Raw genomic sequence first — 15,892 nt, forward strand, 5'->3', positions numbered from 1 at the left:
AGGGTGGGCGGCTGGATGGGGCGGCGGTCAGCCGCTCAGACGTAGACGTACATTTCGGAAACACCGCCCTGGGGCGTGTCGCCGGGCCATACAGGGTTGGGTGGGGCGGCGGGCAGGCAATCCACCCGTATGTCCTGATCGGCGCCGTTGGGTGCTTGGCGCTGCCCCGTCAGGCGGAACCTTTGGGGCGGTATGCGGCGCAGCTTGATGGGATCGTCGGAGGTGAACAGCACCGCCGGGCTGCCGCTGGGCAGCAGGATGGGGGCGGGTTGGCGGGTGAAGGTGGCGCCATGTCCGGCGATGGCCAGATCCGTCAGATGGCTGCCGCGGGCCTGGGACACGATGTAGTAGCGCCACTGCGTGGCGCGGGCGTCGAAGGGCAGGATGTAGTCGATGGCGCCAACGTCGTCCGCCGTGATCGGGGTGTTGTCCCACAGCGAGGGGACCGGGTAGACGCCATCCATTCCCGGTTGCGGCTGGGTCAGGAAGACGTCCAGCAGACACAACGGTGACGGGGTTCCGTTGGTATAGACGACAAGGCTGGTGGCGGTGTCCGGGGTGCTGCCGCCCCCATCGCTGACGACGGTGATGCCATAGCGTCCCAGGGGGAGGGTGCCCAGATCCAGCACCACGACCTGCGGCGCCGGTGACGGCGACGGCGGCATCGATTGGCTCAGGACCACCGCGCCCGAGATGTCGGTCACGTCCACCTGGATGGCGTCGGCCGGCACGGTCAGCGTCACCTCCGACCCCACGACGGGAAAGAGGTCGGACGCCGCCAGATAGCGCCCCTGGCAGAACCGGGCCACCGCGCCATCGCCACCGGAGGACCTGCCTTGGACGGCGGCATGGGCCTGGCTGTTGTTGGCGTACAGGTTCCGCTCGTTGGGGTTGGTGGTGATGGGCAGATCGGTGATGTCGACGAAGCTGGCGTTGGCCACTTGCAGCACGAAGGTCAGGCGCGTCCAATACCCCGCGTCGCTGCCATAGCCCGTCATCCCCCGCCGTTTCAGGCTATTCACCAGATCGGCGGTGCGGTCCTCGTCGAAATAGACCGAAAAGCCCGTGGCCTGTGCCTTGAAGACCATGCCGAATGACGCCAGCAGCGACTGGCAGTCCGGGCTGGGGGACGCCTGAAGATCGGGGCAGCGGCCATGGTCGCTGTCATAAAAGGTGTGATTGTAACCCATGCGGAACAAGGGTTTGAACCGGGCACCCGCCGTCGGCCCGTTCTGGCCCGACGCGACGGGCGCGCTTCCCCTGTATTGGAAGGTGTAGCCACGGCTCATGGCTGTTCCAGCCCCAGGTCGACAGGCTTCTCGAAGATGCCGCCGCCCCGCGCCGGATAGACCTGGGACTGCATGGCCGGGCCGGCGAAGGTGATCATGCGCAGCTTGTAGAATACGGCGGGCAGGTAGGAGACGCCCATCATGCCCAGCACGTGGTTCAATTCCGACAGATCCAGATTAACGAATTCCAGCGTGATCTTTTCCACCGACGGGTCGAGCCGCGGGTTCGTGGCGTGGGTCAGCGTGGGGTTCTGCTGCAGGAAGGTGATGAGGCGGGACATGGCGCCAAGGCCGCCGCCGTACTGTCGGTCCGCGAAATTGGCCATGAACATCACATGCAGATCGATGTACAGCGGGGGGGCGACGGTGTACATGCCCAGCGCGCTTTGCCGCACAGGTTGATATGTGCTGATGGTTGTCTCGTGAGTGATGTTATACAGGCACATCACGACCTTGCCCTGGCTGCCCTCGTTGGGAGTGCCGCCCTGGGCCGTCAAGTTGGTCAGCACCACCCAGTCATCGTCGCGGTGGTCGATATTTTGCAGATATTGGTTGGCCGACTGGCGGATCGCATCCAGGACATTATGGATAACATCCACCATTTTTAATTACCGCCCGAATCCACCTTATAACTTTCAGATGTGAAAGCTATTTATTTCATCTCGCTATATGCGAGATAACCATACGATGAGCCTGTGAGTCAAACGGAAAACGGGATATGATATTATACTAATGCAACCATAATATTGCGCGACCTGATGGGGTTAAGCTCATGGGCCCCGCCCGAGGGGGCCTCGCCTCTGGGGCCGGCCATAAGTGTTTTCCGAGCCTGCCGGTGACGCCGCGCGCGCCCTACGCTTGGGGCGTTTTGCGACCCCGCGGTCGCGATCCTGGACAGCGATGGCGGCCAGGGGGGCGGATCACGCATGAAGCGTCCGACATCATCCCGGGCCCACGCGTCGCGGCGATCGGTGCCGACACGGGCCGCTGCATTCCAGAAGGGGCTGTGCCATGCCGTTGAAGGTCTATCATCGCACCAGCTACCGCTATCATCAGCCCGTCATCCTGGGGGAACACCGCCTGATGCTGCGCCCTCGGGAGGGGCGGGACCTGCGGCTGATCTCCAGCGTCGTCACCATCACGCCCGCCGCGGCCATCAGCTGGAGCCAGGATGTTTTTGGGAACGCCGTCGCCCGGGTGACCTTCCAGGACAGGGCCGATACCCTGGTCATCGACAGTGTGGCGGAGCTGGAGTTGACCGCCGCGCCCTGGCCGGTTTTTGATATCACCGCCACGGCCGCCAGCTACCCCTTCCAATATTCCGATAGTGATTTGACGGATCTCGGTGCCCTGAGCCGGCGCCAATATCCCGATCCCATCGGCCAGGTGCGGGAGTGGGCCCAGGCGTTCGTCCATGCCAATCCCACCGACACCCTGTCGCTGTTGAAGGATTTGTGCGCCGGCGTGCCCCGGTGGATCGCCTATCAGGAACGGGAGGCGGAGGGGACCCAGCCCCCGGTGGCGACTTTGGAACGCGGCTGGGGGGCGTGTCGCGACCTTGCCGTCCTGTTCCTGGAAGCGGTCCGGGGCCTGGGGTTCGGCGCCCGTATCGTGTCGGGCTACCGCTATGACCCGGACGGCGGGCGCCTGGACGGGCAGGAGGCGCGGGCGCGTGGGGTGGGGGCCACGCACGCCTGGGCGGAGGTGTATGTCCCGGGGGCGGGTTGGATCACGTTCGATCCCACCAACCAGGCGGTTGGCGGCTTCAACCTCATCCCCGTGGCGGTTGGGCGCGACATCGGGCAGGTGATGCCCGTGACGGGCAGCTATATCGGTGCCGCCGACGCCTTTGCCGACCTGCGGGTGGAGGTGATCGTCGTGTCATGAGCCATCGCGCGGGGCCTCTGGCGTTGCGGCAGCGCCAAGGGCACAGGAGTGAAGCGTCACGCCGTCCATGCCGCGCACGGCGAAGGCGTCGGGCCGCTGTGGCATGTCGAGCGTTTCCGCCAAGGCCCAAGCTCGCCTGATCGCATCGTCGAGATCGACCGCGTCCGCCATTTCGCGGCCGACGACGGCGTGGGCGCCATCCTGCGGCCGGATTCGATAGAACTCGATGACGATCCTCATCCCATCCTTTCGCGCGCTTGTCCGTCGGTGCGTTCAGGCCCGGGACACGGACCGATTGGGCTTGGAGCGCTTCGGCCTGACGAGGGTCCCGCTCATGCGCCGGATCAGCGACCCGTCGCCGTCGTCGTTTCCGTGGGGATCTCGGCCACCTTGTCCCCGGTGGAGGACAAGTCCGGCAGCGGTGGCGGCGTGCTGGCCAGCTGGCGTGTCGCCGCGCCCAGCCAGGCGTCCTGGACCAACCGCCCGCGACGGCTCCAAGGGACGTGGGTGGTATTGCTGGCTTCATACAGCGTTTCGGCCAGGGTATGGGCGTCCTTGGTGGCGATCACGCGCGTCTCCTGTTGTCCGTTCCGGCACGGGATGGCGGGTTTGAAATGGCATCTCAGGCAGGTCGCGGCGTCAGCTTGGCTGTGGCTTCTTCCGGCGCGGTGGGGGCTGCCAGCGGTTGTTGGAGCGATAGGGCGACGGCGGCTCCGCCAGGCAGGCGTAAATGCGCTGCCGCGCCTCATCCGACAGATCAGCCTCTTTCACATGACGAACTTCCGGCGGTTTCGGCGCTTCCGGGGTGCGGGGCGGAACCTGGTCATCGTCGTGGGGGGTAGGCTCTACGCTCATCATCTGTTCTCCAACTGGGGCGAGGGGGAACCGCGGGGCGGAGGAAAGGGTGACAGCGGGTCAGGGCCCCCTCCGGCCGCTCCCCGCCATCAGAGGGGTGCCTTTTTTGACCGGCCCCGGCAGCCCTTCCGCCGCCCGCGCCGTTTGCGTTGACGCCAGCTGGCTTTCGCGGACCACCCGTTCCTGCCCACCCACGTCAATCCGGATGCGGTACTGCGGCTCACCACCTTCTTCCGGCAGCAGGCGCGTGACGCTCACGACGGGGCTGGCCGGGCGGGAGTCGCCTCTGGACGCTTGCAGGATGACATTCTGACCAACTTTGAATTTATGCGGGGGCATCCGTTCTCTCCGAAAAGGGCGGCCTGCACCAAGTCCACGCCGGATTGCGCCATGGGCTTGGGCGGCTCGGTTGGTCGACAGCGCTGATCGCCTTCTTCACTGGGGCGGTGCCCAAATGTCGATTGGCGAACAAAGGATGCTCATATCGCTACGATGATGATCATCGTATGATCAGACAATTTAAGGAAGGAAATTATCCAGAAATCATAAAAATAAACCTGACGGATTTGGCGCCGATTGATTTGCGGCCTATACCGGGTGACCACGTTTTAAAGTGGCTCTTTATTGAAAATTTTTGGACAAATCAGATTTTTCTGACGCGCATCGCCCAATCGGGCGGACGGCCGCCGCGAAAATCCGGAGCCGTGGCCGGCTTCAGGGGCGGAATTCCACCCACATGGCCATGTAGTGGCAACCTGCGGCCGCCAGCACCATCAGGTGCCAGATGACGTTGTGATAGCGCAGCCGTTCCCACAGGTACGCCCCGATTCCGGCCGTGTAGATCAAGGCGCCAACCCCGATCAGCGAGGCCGTCTCCGGGCGTAGCTGGCCCGACAGGGCGGGCGCCAATGGCAAGCCGATCCAGCCCAGGCTGATATAGAGCGCCAGCCCCAACCGTTCATAGCGGCGGGGCGCCGACAGCTTCAGCAGGATGCCGGCCGCCGCGATGGTCCAGACCAGCGCGAGGGCCTCATTGGCCCGCGTTCCCGACAGGCGCAGCAGCAGCGGGGTGTAGGTCCCCGCGATGGCCAGGAAGATGCAAGCATGATCCAGCTGACGCAGCCATTCCTTGCGATGCCGCCGCCGGGTGAGATTGTAGGCGGCCGAGGAGGCGAGCATTCCGGTCATGGCGAGGGCGTAGGTGGCCAGGCCCAGGGCGGTGCTGGCGGCGGCGGTGCCCGGCGTCGATACGACAAGCCAGGCGCCGGCGCTTAACCCAGCGGCGACCCCGACGAAATGCACGATGGCATCGGCGCGGTACTCCCCGCTGCTGTAGTGCGGCGTGGAACGGGGCACCGTGGAGCCGGCGGCCTTCATCGCGCTCTCCCGGGGAGCCGTCCCGACGGGCGCTTAAGGCTCCTTGAGTTGGGTTTCATAGACCATACGTTCTTGCCCGGTCTTGACGCTGCGAACCCGGTACAGGAACTCCTTCCCTTCGCGGGGCATCAGGCGGACGACCTCATAACGGCCGTCAGCGGGCATTTCCCCCAGACGATGCGGGGTGAAGTCGAGGGTTTGGCCGACGTTGAACTTGTGAGGAGGGCGCATGACGATGGTTTCCTTTGGCGCGGCCTGGGGGGCCCTCGGTGGCGAAGCCGTGAGGAACGTCAGCGCCGACGGGGCGGCGGCGGGCGATGGGTGGGCGCGGGGCCCGTCCGTTCATCCTTGTGGCGGTAAATGATTCGCCCCTTGGTCAGGTCGTAGGGCGTCATCTCAACGGTGACGCGGTCACCCGCCAGCGACCTGATGCGGCTCTTGCGCATGCGGCCGGCGGTGTAGGCGATGATCGAGTGGCCGTTCTCCAGCATGACCCGGAAGCGGCCGTCGGGCAGCGTCTCGTCGATCTTGCCCTCGAACTCCAGGTATTCTTCTTTTGCCATCCCGGCCTCCTTAGAAAAAGGTGCAAAAAAAACGGCGGCATGGGTCTCATGCCGCCGCCTTTCGAATGCCTAAGGCAGGGAGATCAAACGGCGCGCAGGTTCTCGGCCGAAGACTTGCCCTTGCGCGGGTCGCGCACGGTCTCGAAGCTGACCTTCTGGCCTTCGGCCAGATTGCCGATGCCCGAGCGCTCAACGGCGGAGATGTGGACGAAAACGTCGGCGGAGCCGTCCTCGGGCTGAATGAAGCCAAAGCCCTTGGTGCTGTTAAACCACTTCACGGTACCGATAGTCATAAGGAATTCTCCTGGGATAGCACCCGTTCGGAGCTGCCCGGCGCGGGAGTGCGGCGCGAGCATCAAAAATCACGACGGGGAAGCACCGGCACGGGCCGGACGATAGCCCAGTAGCAAAGTCGACCCACCCAACATGGCCTCTATGGCGGCAAATTGCAAGCTTCAGCACCCGCAGGGCTCCCCTTCCACCCTTTCGTGGGGTCCGGTGGCCCCGTGGTGACTGCCCGCCGGTCAACCGGCGCGGGGTATCCGCCGCCGCTTGAGGTCGGCGATGATCTCGCGCGCGGCGTTGTGTCCCGGGGCCCCGGTCACGCCGCCGCCGGGATGGGTGCCGGCGCCGCACATGTAAAGGCCCGCGATCGGCGTGCGGTAATCCGCATGGCCCAGCATAGGGCGGGCGGAGAAGATCTGGTTCAGATCCAGGGCGCCGTGGAAGATGTCCCCCCCCACCAGACCGAAGGTGCGTTCCAGATCCAGCGGGCTATTGATCTGCCGGCCCAAAACCGCGCCCTTGAAGTTTGGGGCGTAGCGGGTGACCGTGTCTATCATCAGGTCCGCCACCGTTTCCCGATGGTCATCCCACGATGCGCCGCCAGGCTGGCTCGCCGGCAGGGTGGGGGCCACCTGCTGGCAGAACAGGCTGGCCACATGCTGGCCGGGTGGCGCCAGCGTGGGATCGAGGGTGGAGGGGATCAGGATCTCCACGATGGGATTGGCCGACCAGCCGTCACGCCGCGCGTCCATGTAGGCGCGGTCCATGTAGTCCAGGCTGGGGGCGATGATGATGCCGGCGGTGTGGTGTGGCGCCCGCGCCGTACCCGGCAGGGCGGTGAAATCCGGCAGCTCCGACAGGGCGACGTTCATGCGGAAGGTGCCGGAGCCGCAGCGCCAGTGGGTGATGCGGTGGTGGAAGTCGGCGGGCTGCGCCGCCGGGTCCACGAGCCCGCCGAACAGCAGACGGGGATTGAGGTTGGACACCACCAGGTCGGCGCGGAAGACGCGGCCATCGGCGGTGACCGCCCCCACCGCCCGGCCCCTTTCCACCAGGACCTCCGAGACCGGGCTGTTGGTATGGATCTCCACGCCGTGCGCCTGGGCTGATTTGGCCATGGCCTGGGTGATGGCCCCCATCCCGCCGATGGCGTGGCCCCAGGCGCCTTTCTTGCCGTTCACCTCACCGAAGACATGGTGCAACAACACATAGGCCGAGCCGGGGGTGTAGGGGCTGGCGAAGTTGCCGACGATGCTGTCGAAGCCGTAGGCCGCCTTGATCGGGGCGCTCTCGAACCAGCGGTCCAGGTAGTCGCCCGCGGACATGGCGAACAGGTCCAGCAGTTCGCGCTGCAGGTCCAGGCCCAGCGTGCGCAGCCGCCGCGCCAGCCGGCCGGTTTTCAGCAGCTCCGGCAAGGCCGCGAACACGCCCCCCGAGACCACGTTGGGCGGTGTCCGCAACACCAGGTCGCGCAGCACGTCGGCCACCGCTTCCGTCCGGGCGCCGTACTCGTCCAGCCGCTCGGCGTCGCGGGTGGAGAACTTGGCCACCTCCGCCTGGGTGATGCCGGGGCCGGTCTTGAGATAGCGGCTGTCGTCCAGGGGCAGGAAGTTGGACACCTCCCGCTCCACCACCTTCAGGCCATGCCGGGCCAGGTCCAGGTCACGGATGACCTTGGGGTTCAGCAGCGAGACGGTGTAGGCCGCGACCGAATTGCGGAAGCCCGGGTGGAACTCCTCCGTCACGGCCGCGCCGCCCACCACCGGGCGCCGCTCCAGCACCGTCACCTTCAGCCCGGCCATCGCCAGATAGGCGGCGCAGACCAGGCCGTTATGCCCGCCGCCCACGATCACGACGTCACGCATGGACCATATGCTCCTGCTTCAAGTGGGGCGGCGGAGGGACCAGCCCGGCGCCGGGGCGTGGGGAAGGCGGCTTTCCGGGATCAGGGCGCGCACGCGGCGGGCGAAGCCGCGCAGGCTGACCTCGTTCAGGCCCAGGGGGCCGGTGGTGTAGCTGCTGCCGTCCATGCCGTCCTGGACCCGTTCGATCAGGGCCTTGTCCTCAAGGCTGACCTGGCGGTTGATGCGCCAGTTGGCATAGCGCACGGCCCGCATTTCCCGCCGGTCGTCCGGCAGGACGTAGGCGATCTCGCGCACCAGGGTTTCGGTGGGCGAGAGCGGCAGCCACTGCATGAAGTCGATCTGGTCGGGATAGATGTCGAAGGCGATGTTCGGCCACAGCTTGAAATAGGTCCACAGCCGCTTGCGCTCCGCCGGCAAATGCCCCACGTCCGGCAGGTACTTCTGATAGAACCGCTCGGAGCGCGCGGGCGACGGCGTATCGACCAGCGCCCCCCACATCTTGTCCACCCACGGCTGGGATTCCAGGCCATAGCCGGCGCCGAACAGCCGGGTCAGGCCCGGATGGGCCACGGTGATGTGCAAGGCGTCGGAATAATTGTCGCCCACATTCTTCCAGTTGACCGCGCGCGGCCGCCAGGTGACGCGACCCAGCGGCTGCAGCGCCTCGAACCGGTAGGGCGTCAACTCCTGCCGATAGGGCGCCATCATCTCCGCCACCGACGGGCCGGGGCCGGGCGCCAGGCGGATGAAGATGAAACCGAGGAAGACCTCGTGTTCCACCGGGGGCAGGGGATAGTCCGCCAACTGGAACTCCGGGAAGCCGCGGCGGTGGGGCACGCCGACCAGCGTGCCATCCAGGTCGTAGGACCAGGCGTGATAGGGGCAGACGATGCGGCCGCCGCAGCGGCCCTTGTCACCGTCCAGCAGGCGGGCGGCACGGTGGCGGCAAACATTGTGGAAGGCGTGGATGCGCCCGTCCCGCCCCCGCACCACGGCGACGCTTTCGCCCAGGAAGCGGAAGGTGTGGTAATCGCCCGGGGCGGGGATGTCGTTCACATGGCAGACGATCTGCCAGGACGACCGGAAGATCGCCTGACGCTCGACCTCGAAGAAATCCGGGTCGCGGTAGATCCAGCCAGGCAGGCTGACCGCGTCGTCTGTGGTCAGGGGGGCGGCCATCGAAGACGTCCTGGTCGGCGCCGGATCGGTTCCGGCGATTTATTATTGAACGGATGTACAGTAATTGGGGAATCCTGTCAATTGCACCCCGGATAGCGGGTTGGCGGTCGCCGGTCCGTGGCCCGAGTCAAAATCCAGTGCCGCTGCTATAAGGGGCCGTGCCGAATGGTCCCCCAGGGAGCGCGTATACGGAACCCCGATGAAGCAGCCCGCCCGAAAATTCAACCGTATCCAGCCGGATCTCCGCCGGGAACATCTGGTGGAGGCCGCCTTGCGGTGCCTGGCCGATCAGGGGCACGCCGGTCTTTCCGTGCGCAAGATCGCGGCCGAGGCCAATGTTTCCGTCGGCCTGATCAACCACCATTACGACGGCATCGACCGGTTGATCGCCCACGCCTATGAAACCCTGTCCCAGGGCATCTTCGACCGGGTGACGGGGGCGGTGGCCCCGGCCGTTGGCACCGCGCGCGACCGGTTCAGCGCGTTCTTCCGCGAATATTTCTCGCCCGACATTTTCGATCCCAAGCTGCTGGGGGTTTGGGTGGTGTTCTGGAGCCTCATCCGCCATTCGCCGGAGATGAAGGCCGTCCACGACCGCGCCAACGCCGCCTTCTGCGCCGTGCTCGAGGGGTATCTGTCCGATCTGGCGATGGAAAGGTCCGGGGGGGATGGCGGCCCGCCGCCCGCCGCCGCCCGGGTGGCCGCCATAGGCCTGTCGGCCCTGCTGGATGGCATCTGGCTGCAGTGGTGTCTCAACCCCGACACCTTCACCATCGCCGAGGCCATCGCCATCGCCGAAAGCTGGGTCGATGGCTTCGTCAACGGCGGGCACGGTCGCTTGGCCGGTTAGGCGGGGTCGCCCTCCGCCCGGCGCGATGGCGGGGGCTCGCCGGCCGTGGCGTGGCGGATCAGGGAAAGCGCCATGCCCATCGCCAGCAGTCCCGCCGCCACCAGCATCGCCTCCACGCCGGTGGTGATCAGCAGGCCGACGCAGAACAGCAGGCCGCCCCCGGCCACGGCGATGTCCCATCGCCGTCCAGGTGTCAGCCGCAGCAGGGCGGCGCAGGCGCAGGCGTAGACGATGACGTTCAGGACCACCGCCAGGTTGACCACCGTGTCGAATTGTTGGCCCAGGGTGGGTGACAGGGTGGCGAGGCAGACGACGCTCATCAGCGCCGCCATGAACACCAGGTTGCGCACCGGCGCGCCGTGGCGGTTCACACCGGAGAGGAGGCGCGGGAACAGGCCCAGCCGGGCGCCGGCCTCCGCCGTTTCCGCGCCCACCAGCATCCAGCCCGCCAGCGTGCCCGCGGCTTTGGCCATGGCGCAGACGGCCAGGACGGTGCCCGCCACCGGGCCCCACAGGCGCGTGGCCACGTCGGCGAAGGGGGCGGTGGAGGCGCGCAGCTCCGCCGCCGACAACACGCCGGTCAGGGCCGTGCAGGCGGTGATGTAGACCAGGCCGGCCACGGCGATGCCGCCCAAGGTGGCGATGGGCACGTTGCGTTCCGGCTGCCGGACCACGGCGGCCACGACGGCCGCGCTTTCCAACCCGAGGAAGGCCCAGATGATGGAGGCCAGGGAATGGGCCACCGCGCCACCCGCGGACAATCCCGTGACATTCCAGGACGCCGTGAACACCGTGGGGTCGAACCACCACCAGCCCAGAATGGCCACCAGCAGCACCGGCGCCAAGCCCTGGACCAGCGCCACGCCCTCGAAGCGGGCGGTGAAACGCACCCCCGCCATATTGGCCAGCGTCACGCCCCAGATGACGGCGACCGTGGCGAGGCCCAGCGTCAGCGGCAGCTTCAGCACCGGCACCAGGCTGGCCAGATAGCCGGTGACGGCCAGCGCGATGGCCACGTTGCCGAACCAGGTGGAGACCCAGTAGAAGAAGGCGGCGATGAAACCCAGGCGCCGGCCCAGTCCGGTGCGGACATAGCCGGCCAGGCCGGGTTCCTGCGGGCACAGGATGGCCAGGCGGGAACAGACCAGGCCGATCAGCAGCGCGCCCGCCAGCACGACCATCCAGCCGACGATGACGATGGAGCCGATTTCGCCAAGGCTGGCGGGCAGCAGGAAGATGCCGGACCCGATCATGTTGCCGGCCACGATGAAACCCGCGGCCACCGGGCCGATCTTCGTACGCTCGTCCCGCATGCCGCCGATCCCCGCTTCCGGCCCCTGGCGGGCCTGTCGCTGTGATAGTGATCGAGCGTTCAGCAATCGCAATGGAAAGTTTAGGCGACACCTTTTCCGCCCACTGGTTCCGCCATACTGGTTCCGGCGCATTCGGCATGAACCTATGAAGGGCGCTCATCAATCCGGGTGGCCGTTGCCATTCCCCGGGCTGCCCCGTACAAGGCTTTTGGTAGCGCTAACTTCGGATTTGGTGCGGTGATGAAGCCTGGGATGTTCCTGTCGGTCTTGGCGTTGGTGATGGCGACCGGCACGGCACGGGCGGAGGAGGCGCCCAGCGTCCTCACCCTGAACCAGACCGGCCTGGAAGGCGCCGGCCCGAAGGTGGCCATCCTGGCCGATGCGGTGTCGGCCCCACTGGACTGGCGGCTGACCGACGCGCGGGGGCTGGTGGTCGCCACCGGGCGGACGCGGGTGTTTGGCGATGACGCGGCCTCTGGTCAGCACATCCACCAGATCGATTTTTCCGACGTGCGCCAGGTGGGCCAGGGGTACCGGCTGACGGTGGGGGACAAGGCCAGCCGGCCCTTTGATCTCAAGGCCGCCCCGGACGGACGGCTGGCCCGGGCCGCCCTGTCCTTTTTCTATCAGCAGCGCAGCGGCGTGCCCATCGAGGCGGCGCTGGTTGAACGGCCGGATTTGGCGCGGCCGGCGGGGCACCACCCCGACCGGGCGACCTGTTTCAACCTGGCTGATCCCAGGGGCCAGGTCTGGCCCGGTTGCGATTATTCCCTGGATGTCAGCGGCGGTTGGTACGATGCCGGCGACCAGGGCAAATATGTGGTCAATGGCGGCATCTCCGTCTGGACCCTGGTCAACGCCTATGAGCGCGCCCGGCTGCTGAAGCGTCCCCGGGCCTTGGCGGCGGTGGCCGACGGCGACTTGGCCGTGCCGGAACGGGGCAACGGCGTGCCTGACATCCTGGATGAGGCGCGCTTCGAGCTGGAGTTCCTGCTGGCCATGCAGGTTCCGGAGGGCAAGAGCCTGGAGGTGCCGCTCGGGGTCCAAAGTGGGCGTGATGGAAAGGGCGGGCCCGGCCACTATGTCCTGACGCGCATCGATGCCGGCGGCCTGGTCCACCAGAGGGTCGGCGATGCCCACTGGACCGGCCTGCCCACCGCCCCGGCCGACGACCATGTCACCCGCTATCTCTACTATCCCACCACGGCGGCCAGCCTGAACCTGGCCGCTGTCGCGGCCCAGGCGGCGCGGGTATGGCGGGATATCGACGGCGCCTTCGCCGACCGCTGCCTGGCGGCTGCCCGGCGCGCCTTCGCCGCCGCCCAGCGCCACCCGGACATCCTGGCCCAGGTGGAGTTCACCGGCAGCGGCGGCTATGGCGATCCGCACGTGGCGGATGAGCTCTACTGGGCGGCGGCAGAGCTGTACGCCACCACCGGGGAGGCCGCTTACCTGGCGGTGCTGCGGGCGTCCCCCTACTTCAGCGGGGAACAGGGCACGGGCGACATCAGCTGGGGTTCCGTCGCCACGGCGGGCGCCTTGACGTTGGCCCTGGTGCCGGATCGGCTGGACGGCGCGGACCGTGACCGGGTGCGGGCGCGACTGCTGGCGTTGGCCGACGGCTATGTCGCCGATGAGGGCAAGACCGGCTATCACCTGCCCTATGCGCCCGCATCATATCCTTGGGGCTCCAACGCCGCCATTCTGAACCGCGCCATTGTTCTCGGCATGGCGTATGATTGGACCGGTAACGCGGTCTACCGGTCGGCGGTGGTGGATGCCGCCGACTACGTGCTGGGCCGCAACCCGTTGGACCGCTCCTTCGTCACCGGCTTCGGTGCCCGGCCCATGCGCAACCCGCACCATCGCTTCTGGGCGCGGCAGGCGGACGCCCGCTACCCCGCGCCGCCGTCCGGCGTGCTGTCGGGCGGCCCCAACTCGTCGGCCATGACCGACATGGTGGCGAAGGAAATGAAGGGCGGTTGCGCCCCCCAGACCTGCTGGGCCGACGACCTGCGCGCCTATACGATGAATGAGGTCACCATCAACTGGAACGCGCCGCTGGCCTGGGTGGCGCTGTGGCTGGACGACACCGCGCCCTGAGGACCGCGCCTTGAGTCTGGTCGGCGGTGGTCACAGCCCAAAACGGCATGAGCGCTGTCGCCCATGCCGTTGATCGGAGCCGCCCTCAGCGGCCGGCGGGCGCCCCCACCTTGGCGGCGGTCACCTCGATCTCCACCAGGGCGCCGGGCAGCACCAGGGCCGCCACCTTCACCGTGCTGCGCGCCGGCTTGTTGGGCTGCGCCGCCGTGCCGAAATATTGCGTCCAGGCGGCCTGCAGCCCCGCGAAGTCGATGTCGCCGCCCTTGTTGGGATCGCCGGCCAGGAAGACATGGGCCTGGACGACATCGCCCAGGGTGTAGCCCAGCCCCTCCAACGTGGCCTTCAGCTTGGCCAGGACGCTCAGCGTCTGCGCCTGGGTGTCGCCATAGGCCTGGACGCTGCCCTTGGGGGCCTTGTCATCGATGACCGCGGGCAGGGCGCCGCTCAGATAGACGGTCTGGGCGCCGGCCGGCACCGTCACGGCGGCGGCGATGGGGCTGTCGGCGTTCGGGCCCTGGGTGCGGACGATGCCGGTCTCGGCGAAAGCCGGGGTCGCGGCCAGCAGGGCCAGGGCGGACAGCAGGATATGAGGGCGCATTTTCGGGGATCTCCTGGTTTCTTGATCAGCCGTGGGTGGTCTTGGATGCTGATGCGGGGGTGGTGTCTGCGGCCACCCGATGGGCCAGTTCCGCCACCGTGCGGTGGGCGGCCAGCACGCCGCCTTCCTGCCAACTGGGTAGCTGGCTCAGATGCGCGCCACTGAAATAGACGCGACCGGCGGGTTGGTTCAACAGGGCATAGGCGGCGGGGTTGTTGCCGTCCTGGTCCCAGTGCAGCCAGGGACCCAGGTTGAACGGCACCTTGCTCCAGTTCACCACCAGCGGCTGGGCCAGGTCCCGTCCATGGCCGGGATGCAGGCGCTCCACCGACGCGCGGGCCAGGGCCACCTGGTCGGCCAGGCCGCGCTTTTGGAAATCCGCTGCGGTCTTGCCGGCGTTGTATGTCGCCACCAGCAGGCCCCGCGCCTGATGGTAGCCGCCGCTGGGATACCAGATCAGCGAGGTCTCGCCGCCGGTGTAGGAAATCCCGCCATAGATCTGCTCCCTCTCCCAGAAGCGCGGGGCCTCGAACGCCACCTTGTTGGCGGCGTCATAGACGGCCCCGCTGATCGCGGCCTTCACCGGGGCGGGGAAGTCGCTGTCGATGCCGGCCAGGACGGGCAGGGGGATGGTGACCACGGCGTAGTCAGCGGCCACCTCCTGGCGCTGGCCACCCAGCCGGTCGCGATAGCGGACGCGCACCCCATCCGGCGCGCTCCGGATTTGCTCCACCACCGCGTTGAGGCGCGGCGGGCTTTTCAAGGCGCGGGCCAAGGCCGCCGGAATGCGGTCCATGCCGCCCGCCGGCTGGAACATGGTGGCCTGCATCAGGACGATTTCCTCGAACAGGATGGCGGGGGGCACCGTCTCCTCTCCCAGCAGATCGCGCAAGGGCAGGGGCGGGCGGCGCGTGCCCACCTGGTCCGCCGCTCCCGGCGGCTGGATATAGCCCGAGCGGTCGGATCCCTCGTAGCGGGAGTCCGGCGTCAGGTCGCCATAGGATTTCAGGAAGGTCAGCAGGCGCTCCTTGTCCTCCGCCGTCAGTTCCTGGTCCAGCGCCCCGCGCTGGGTCGCCTTGGCCAACAGTTCCGACAGGCCGCCACGCACGTCGTTCACCGCCTGGCGCTGTTGAATGGGCCGGCCGCCATTGGCGCGGGTGGTTTGGACCAGGGCGCTGCGGCTGCTGTTCACCTCCACCTCCAGCGGCACCTTGAGGTCGCGGGCATAGCCCAGCAGGCCCTGGTGATGGCTGGGAATGCGGGCGGGGCCGGCATTGAAGTAAAGGCCGCTCGATAGGCGGGCGGTCTGGTCGGCCTCGCCCGCCAGTTCGATGCGGTCGCCGTCGCGGATGGACCATGTGCGGCCGCCGACACGGGCCCGCGCCTCCAGCACCACGACGTCGAAGCCGGCGCGTTCCAGCTCATACGCCGTCACCAGCCCGGCGATGCCGGCGCCCAGCACGACGACCTTGCGGCCCCGGCCGATGGCGACCGGCAGGCTGGGCGGCCCGGCATAGGCGGCGGGCACGGCCAGCAGGCCCAGCGCCGTCATGGTGGAATAAGCGGCGGCGGTGCCGCCCCACTGGGCCGCGCGGGCCAGCAGGCGCCGACGGGTGATGGCCATCCTTCGATCCTTCCCTTGATCTTTATGCCGCTGTTGGCGGAACGATCCGGAGGCGACAGTGCCCATGCTGAAGAAAGGGCGCTATTTAAATTAGCTCAACTTTT

The 15,892-nt window shown here is 67.4% G+C and carries 18 protein-coding genes; 3 read left to right on the forward strand and 15 right to left on the reverse strand.

Annotated features, from left to right (window positions below):
- Positions 1 to 35 precede the first annotated feature (35 nt).
- The gene (locus FHS74_RS06485) at positions 36 to 1,289 is read right to left on the reverse strand and encodes a hypothetical protein (protein ID WP_184798667.1); all 1,254 of its coding nucleotides are present in this window, start codon (positions 1,287 to 1,289) and stop codon (positions 36 to 38) included.
- Complete coding sequence (locus tag FHS74_RS06490) at positions 1,286 to 1,891, reverse strand: Pvc16 family protein (RefSeq protein WP_184798669.1); 606 nt, start codon at positions 1,889 to 1,891, stop codon at positions 1,286 to 1,288. The genes FHS74_RS06485 and FHS74_RS06490 overlap by 4 nt, the downstream gene beginning before the upstream one ends.
- Before the next feature lie 409 nt (positions 1,892 to 2,300).
- Here FHS74_RS06490 and FHS74_RS06495 point away from each other — a divergent pair, with 409 nt between their 5' ends.
- Positions 2,301 to 3,176 (forward strand): transglutaminase family protein, encoded by an 876-nt coding sequence (locus FHS74_RS06495; RefSeq protein WP_184798671.1) that lies wholly within the window; start codon positions 2,301 to 2,303, stop codon positions 3,174 to 3,176.
- On the opposite strand, the gene FHS74_RS06500 is transcribed toward FHS74_RS06495, so the two are convergent.
- From FHS74_RS06500 to FHS74_RS06545, 10 genes are all read right to left on the reverse strand, one after another.
- A complete protein-coding gene (locus FHS74_RS06500; RefSeq protein ID WP_184798673.1) occupies positions 3,171 to 3,416 on the reverse strand; it encodes a hypothetical protein in 246 nt (81 codons plus the stop codon). The two genes, FHS74_RS06495 and FHS74_RS06500, sit on opposite strands and share 6 nt — an antisense overlap.
- 104 nt (positions 3,417 to 3,520) lie before the next feature.
- Positions 3,521 to 3,745, reverse strand: a complete 225-nt coding sequence (locus tag FHS74_RS06505; RefSeq protein WP_184798675.1) for a hypothetical protein — start codon at positions 3,743 to 3,745, stop codon at positions 3,521 to 3,523.
- Between the two features lie 70 nt (positions 3,746 to 3,815).
- Positions 3,816 to 4,031: a hypothetical protein gene (locus FHS74_RS06510; protein WP_184798677.1), complete on the reverse strand. Its 216-nt coding sequence runs from the start codon at positions 4,029 to 4,031 to the stop codon at positions 3,816 to 3,818.
- Between the two features lie 60 nt (positions 4,032 to 4,091).
- Positions 4,092 to 4,289 carry a hypothetical protein gene (locus FHS74_RS06515; protein WP_211106149.1) on the reverse strand — a complete coding sequence of 66 codons (198 nt, stop codon included), beginning with the start codon at positions 4,287 to 4,289 and terminating at the stop codon, positions 4,092 to 4,094.
- Between the two features lie 456 nt (positions 4,290 to 4,745).
- Positions 4,746 to 5,408 carry a PAQR family membrane homeostasis protein TrhA gene (trhA, locus tag FHS74_RS06520; RefSeq protein WP_184798681.1) on the reverse strand — a complete coding sequence of 221 codons (663 nt, stop codon included), beginning with the start codon at positions 5,406 to 5,408 and terminating at the stop codon, positions 4,746 to 4,748.
- Between the two features lie 33 nt (positions 5,409 to 5,441).
- Positions 5,442 to 5,639, reverse strand: a complete 198-nt coding sequence (locus FHS74_RS06525; protein WP_184798683.1) for a hypothetical protein — start codon at positions 5,637 to 5,639, stop codon at positions 5,442 to 5,444.
- 59 nt (positions 5,640 to 5,698) lie between these two features.
- Positions 5,699 to 5,971: a translation initiation factor IF-1 gene (infA, locus tag FHS74_RS06530; RefSeq protein WP_184798685.1), complete on the reverse strand. Its 273-nt coding sequence runs from the start codon at positions 5,969 to 5,971 to the stop codon at positions 5,699 to 5,701.
- Between the two features lie 83 nt (positions 5,972 to 6,054).
- Complete coding sequence (locus FHS74_RS06535; RefSeq protein WP_184798687.1) at positions 6,055 to 6,264, reverse strand: cold-shock protein; 210 nt, start codon at positions 6,262 to 6,264, stop codon at positions 6,055 to 6,057.
- 231 nt (positions 6,265 to 6,495) lie between these two features.
- Complete coding sequence (locus FHS74_RS06540) at positions 6,496 to 8,121, reverse strand: phytoene desaturase family protein (RefSeq protein ID WP_184798688.1); 1,626 nt, start codon at positions 8,119 to 8,121, stop codon at positions 6,496 to 6,498.
- A gap of 18 nt (positions 8,122 to 8,139) precedes the next feature.
- Positions 8,140 to 9,300: an aromatic ring-hydroxylating oxygenase subunit alpha gene (locus FHS74_RS06545; RefSeq protein WP_184798690.1), complete on the reverse strand. Its 1,161-nt coding sequence runs from the start codon at positions 9,298 to 9,300 to the stop codon at positions 8,140 to 8,142.
- Positions 9,301 to 9,499: 199 nt separating this feature from the next.
- Here FHS74_RS06545 and FHS74_RS06550 point away from each other — a divergent pair, with 199 nt between their 5' ends.
- A complete protein-coding gene (locus tag FHS74_RS06550; RefSeq protein ID WP_184798692.1) occupies positions 9,500 to 10,150 on the forward strand; it encodes a TetR/AcrR family transcriptional regulator in 651 nt (216 codons plus the stop codon).
- On the opposite strand, the gene FHS74_RS06555 is transcribed toward FHS74_RS06550, so the two are convergent.
- A complete protein-coding gene (locus tag FHS74_RS06555; RefSeq protein WP_184798694.1) occupies positions 10,147 to 11,463 on the reverse strand; it encodes an amino acid permease in 1,317 nt (438 codons plus the stop codon). The genes FHS74_RS06550 and FHS74_RS06555 overlap by 4 nt on opposite strands.
- A 252-nt stretch (positions 11,464 to 11,715) precedes the next feature.
- Here FHS74_RS06555 and FHS74_RS06560 point away from each other — a divergent pair, with 252 nt between their 5' ends.
- On the forward strand, positions 11,716 to 13,566 hold the full coding sequence (locus tag FHS74_RS06560) for a glycoside hydrolase family 9 protein (RefSeq protein ID WP_184798696.1): 1,851 nt from the start codon (positions 11,716 to 11,718) through the stop codon (positions 13,564 to 13,566).
- Positions 13,567 to 13,651: 85 nt separating this feature from the next.
- On the opposite strand, the gene FHS74_RS06565 is transcribed toward FHS74_RS06560, so the two are convergent.
- Entirely contained in the window at positions 13,652 to 14,164 is a 513-nt protein-coding gene (locus FHS74_RS06565; RefSeq protein WP_184798698.1) for a RidA family protein, read from the reverse strand.
- Between the two features lie 25 nt (positions 14,165 to 14,189).
- Positions 14,190 to 15,788 (reverse strand): flavin monoamine oxidase family protein, encoded by a 1,599-nt coding sequence (locus FHS74_RS06570; protein WP_184798700.1) that lies wholly within the window; start codon positions 15,786 to 15,788, stop codon positions 14,190 to 14,192.
- Positions 15,789 to 15,892 lie beyond the last annotated feature (104 nt).

This window comes from Nitrospirillum iridis, assembly GCF_014205765.1.
In the GTDB taxonomy this organism is placed as follows: Bacteria; Pseudomonadota; Alphaproteobacteria; order Azospirillales; family Azospirillaceae; genus Nitrospirillum; species Nitrospirillum iridis.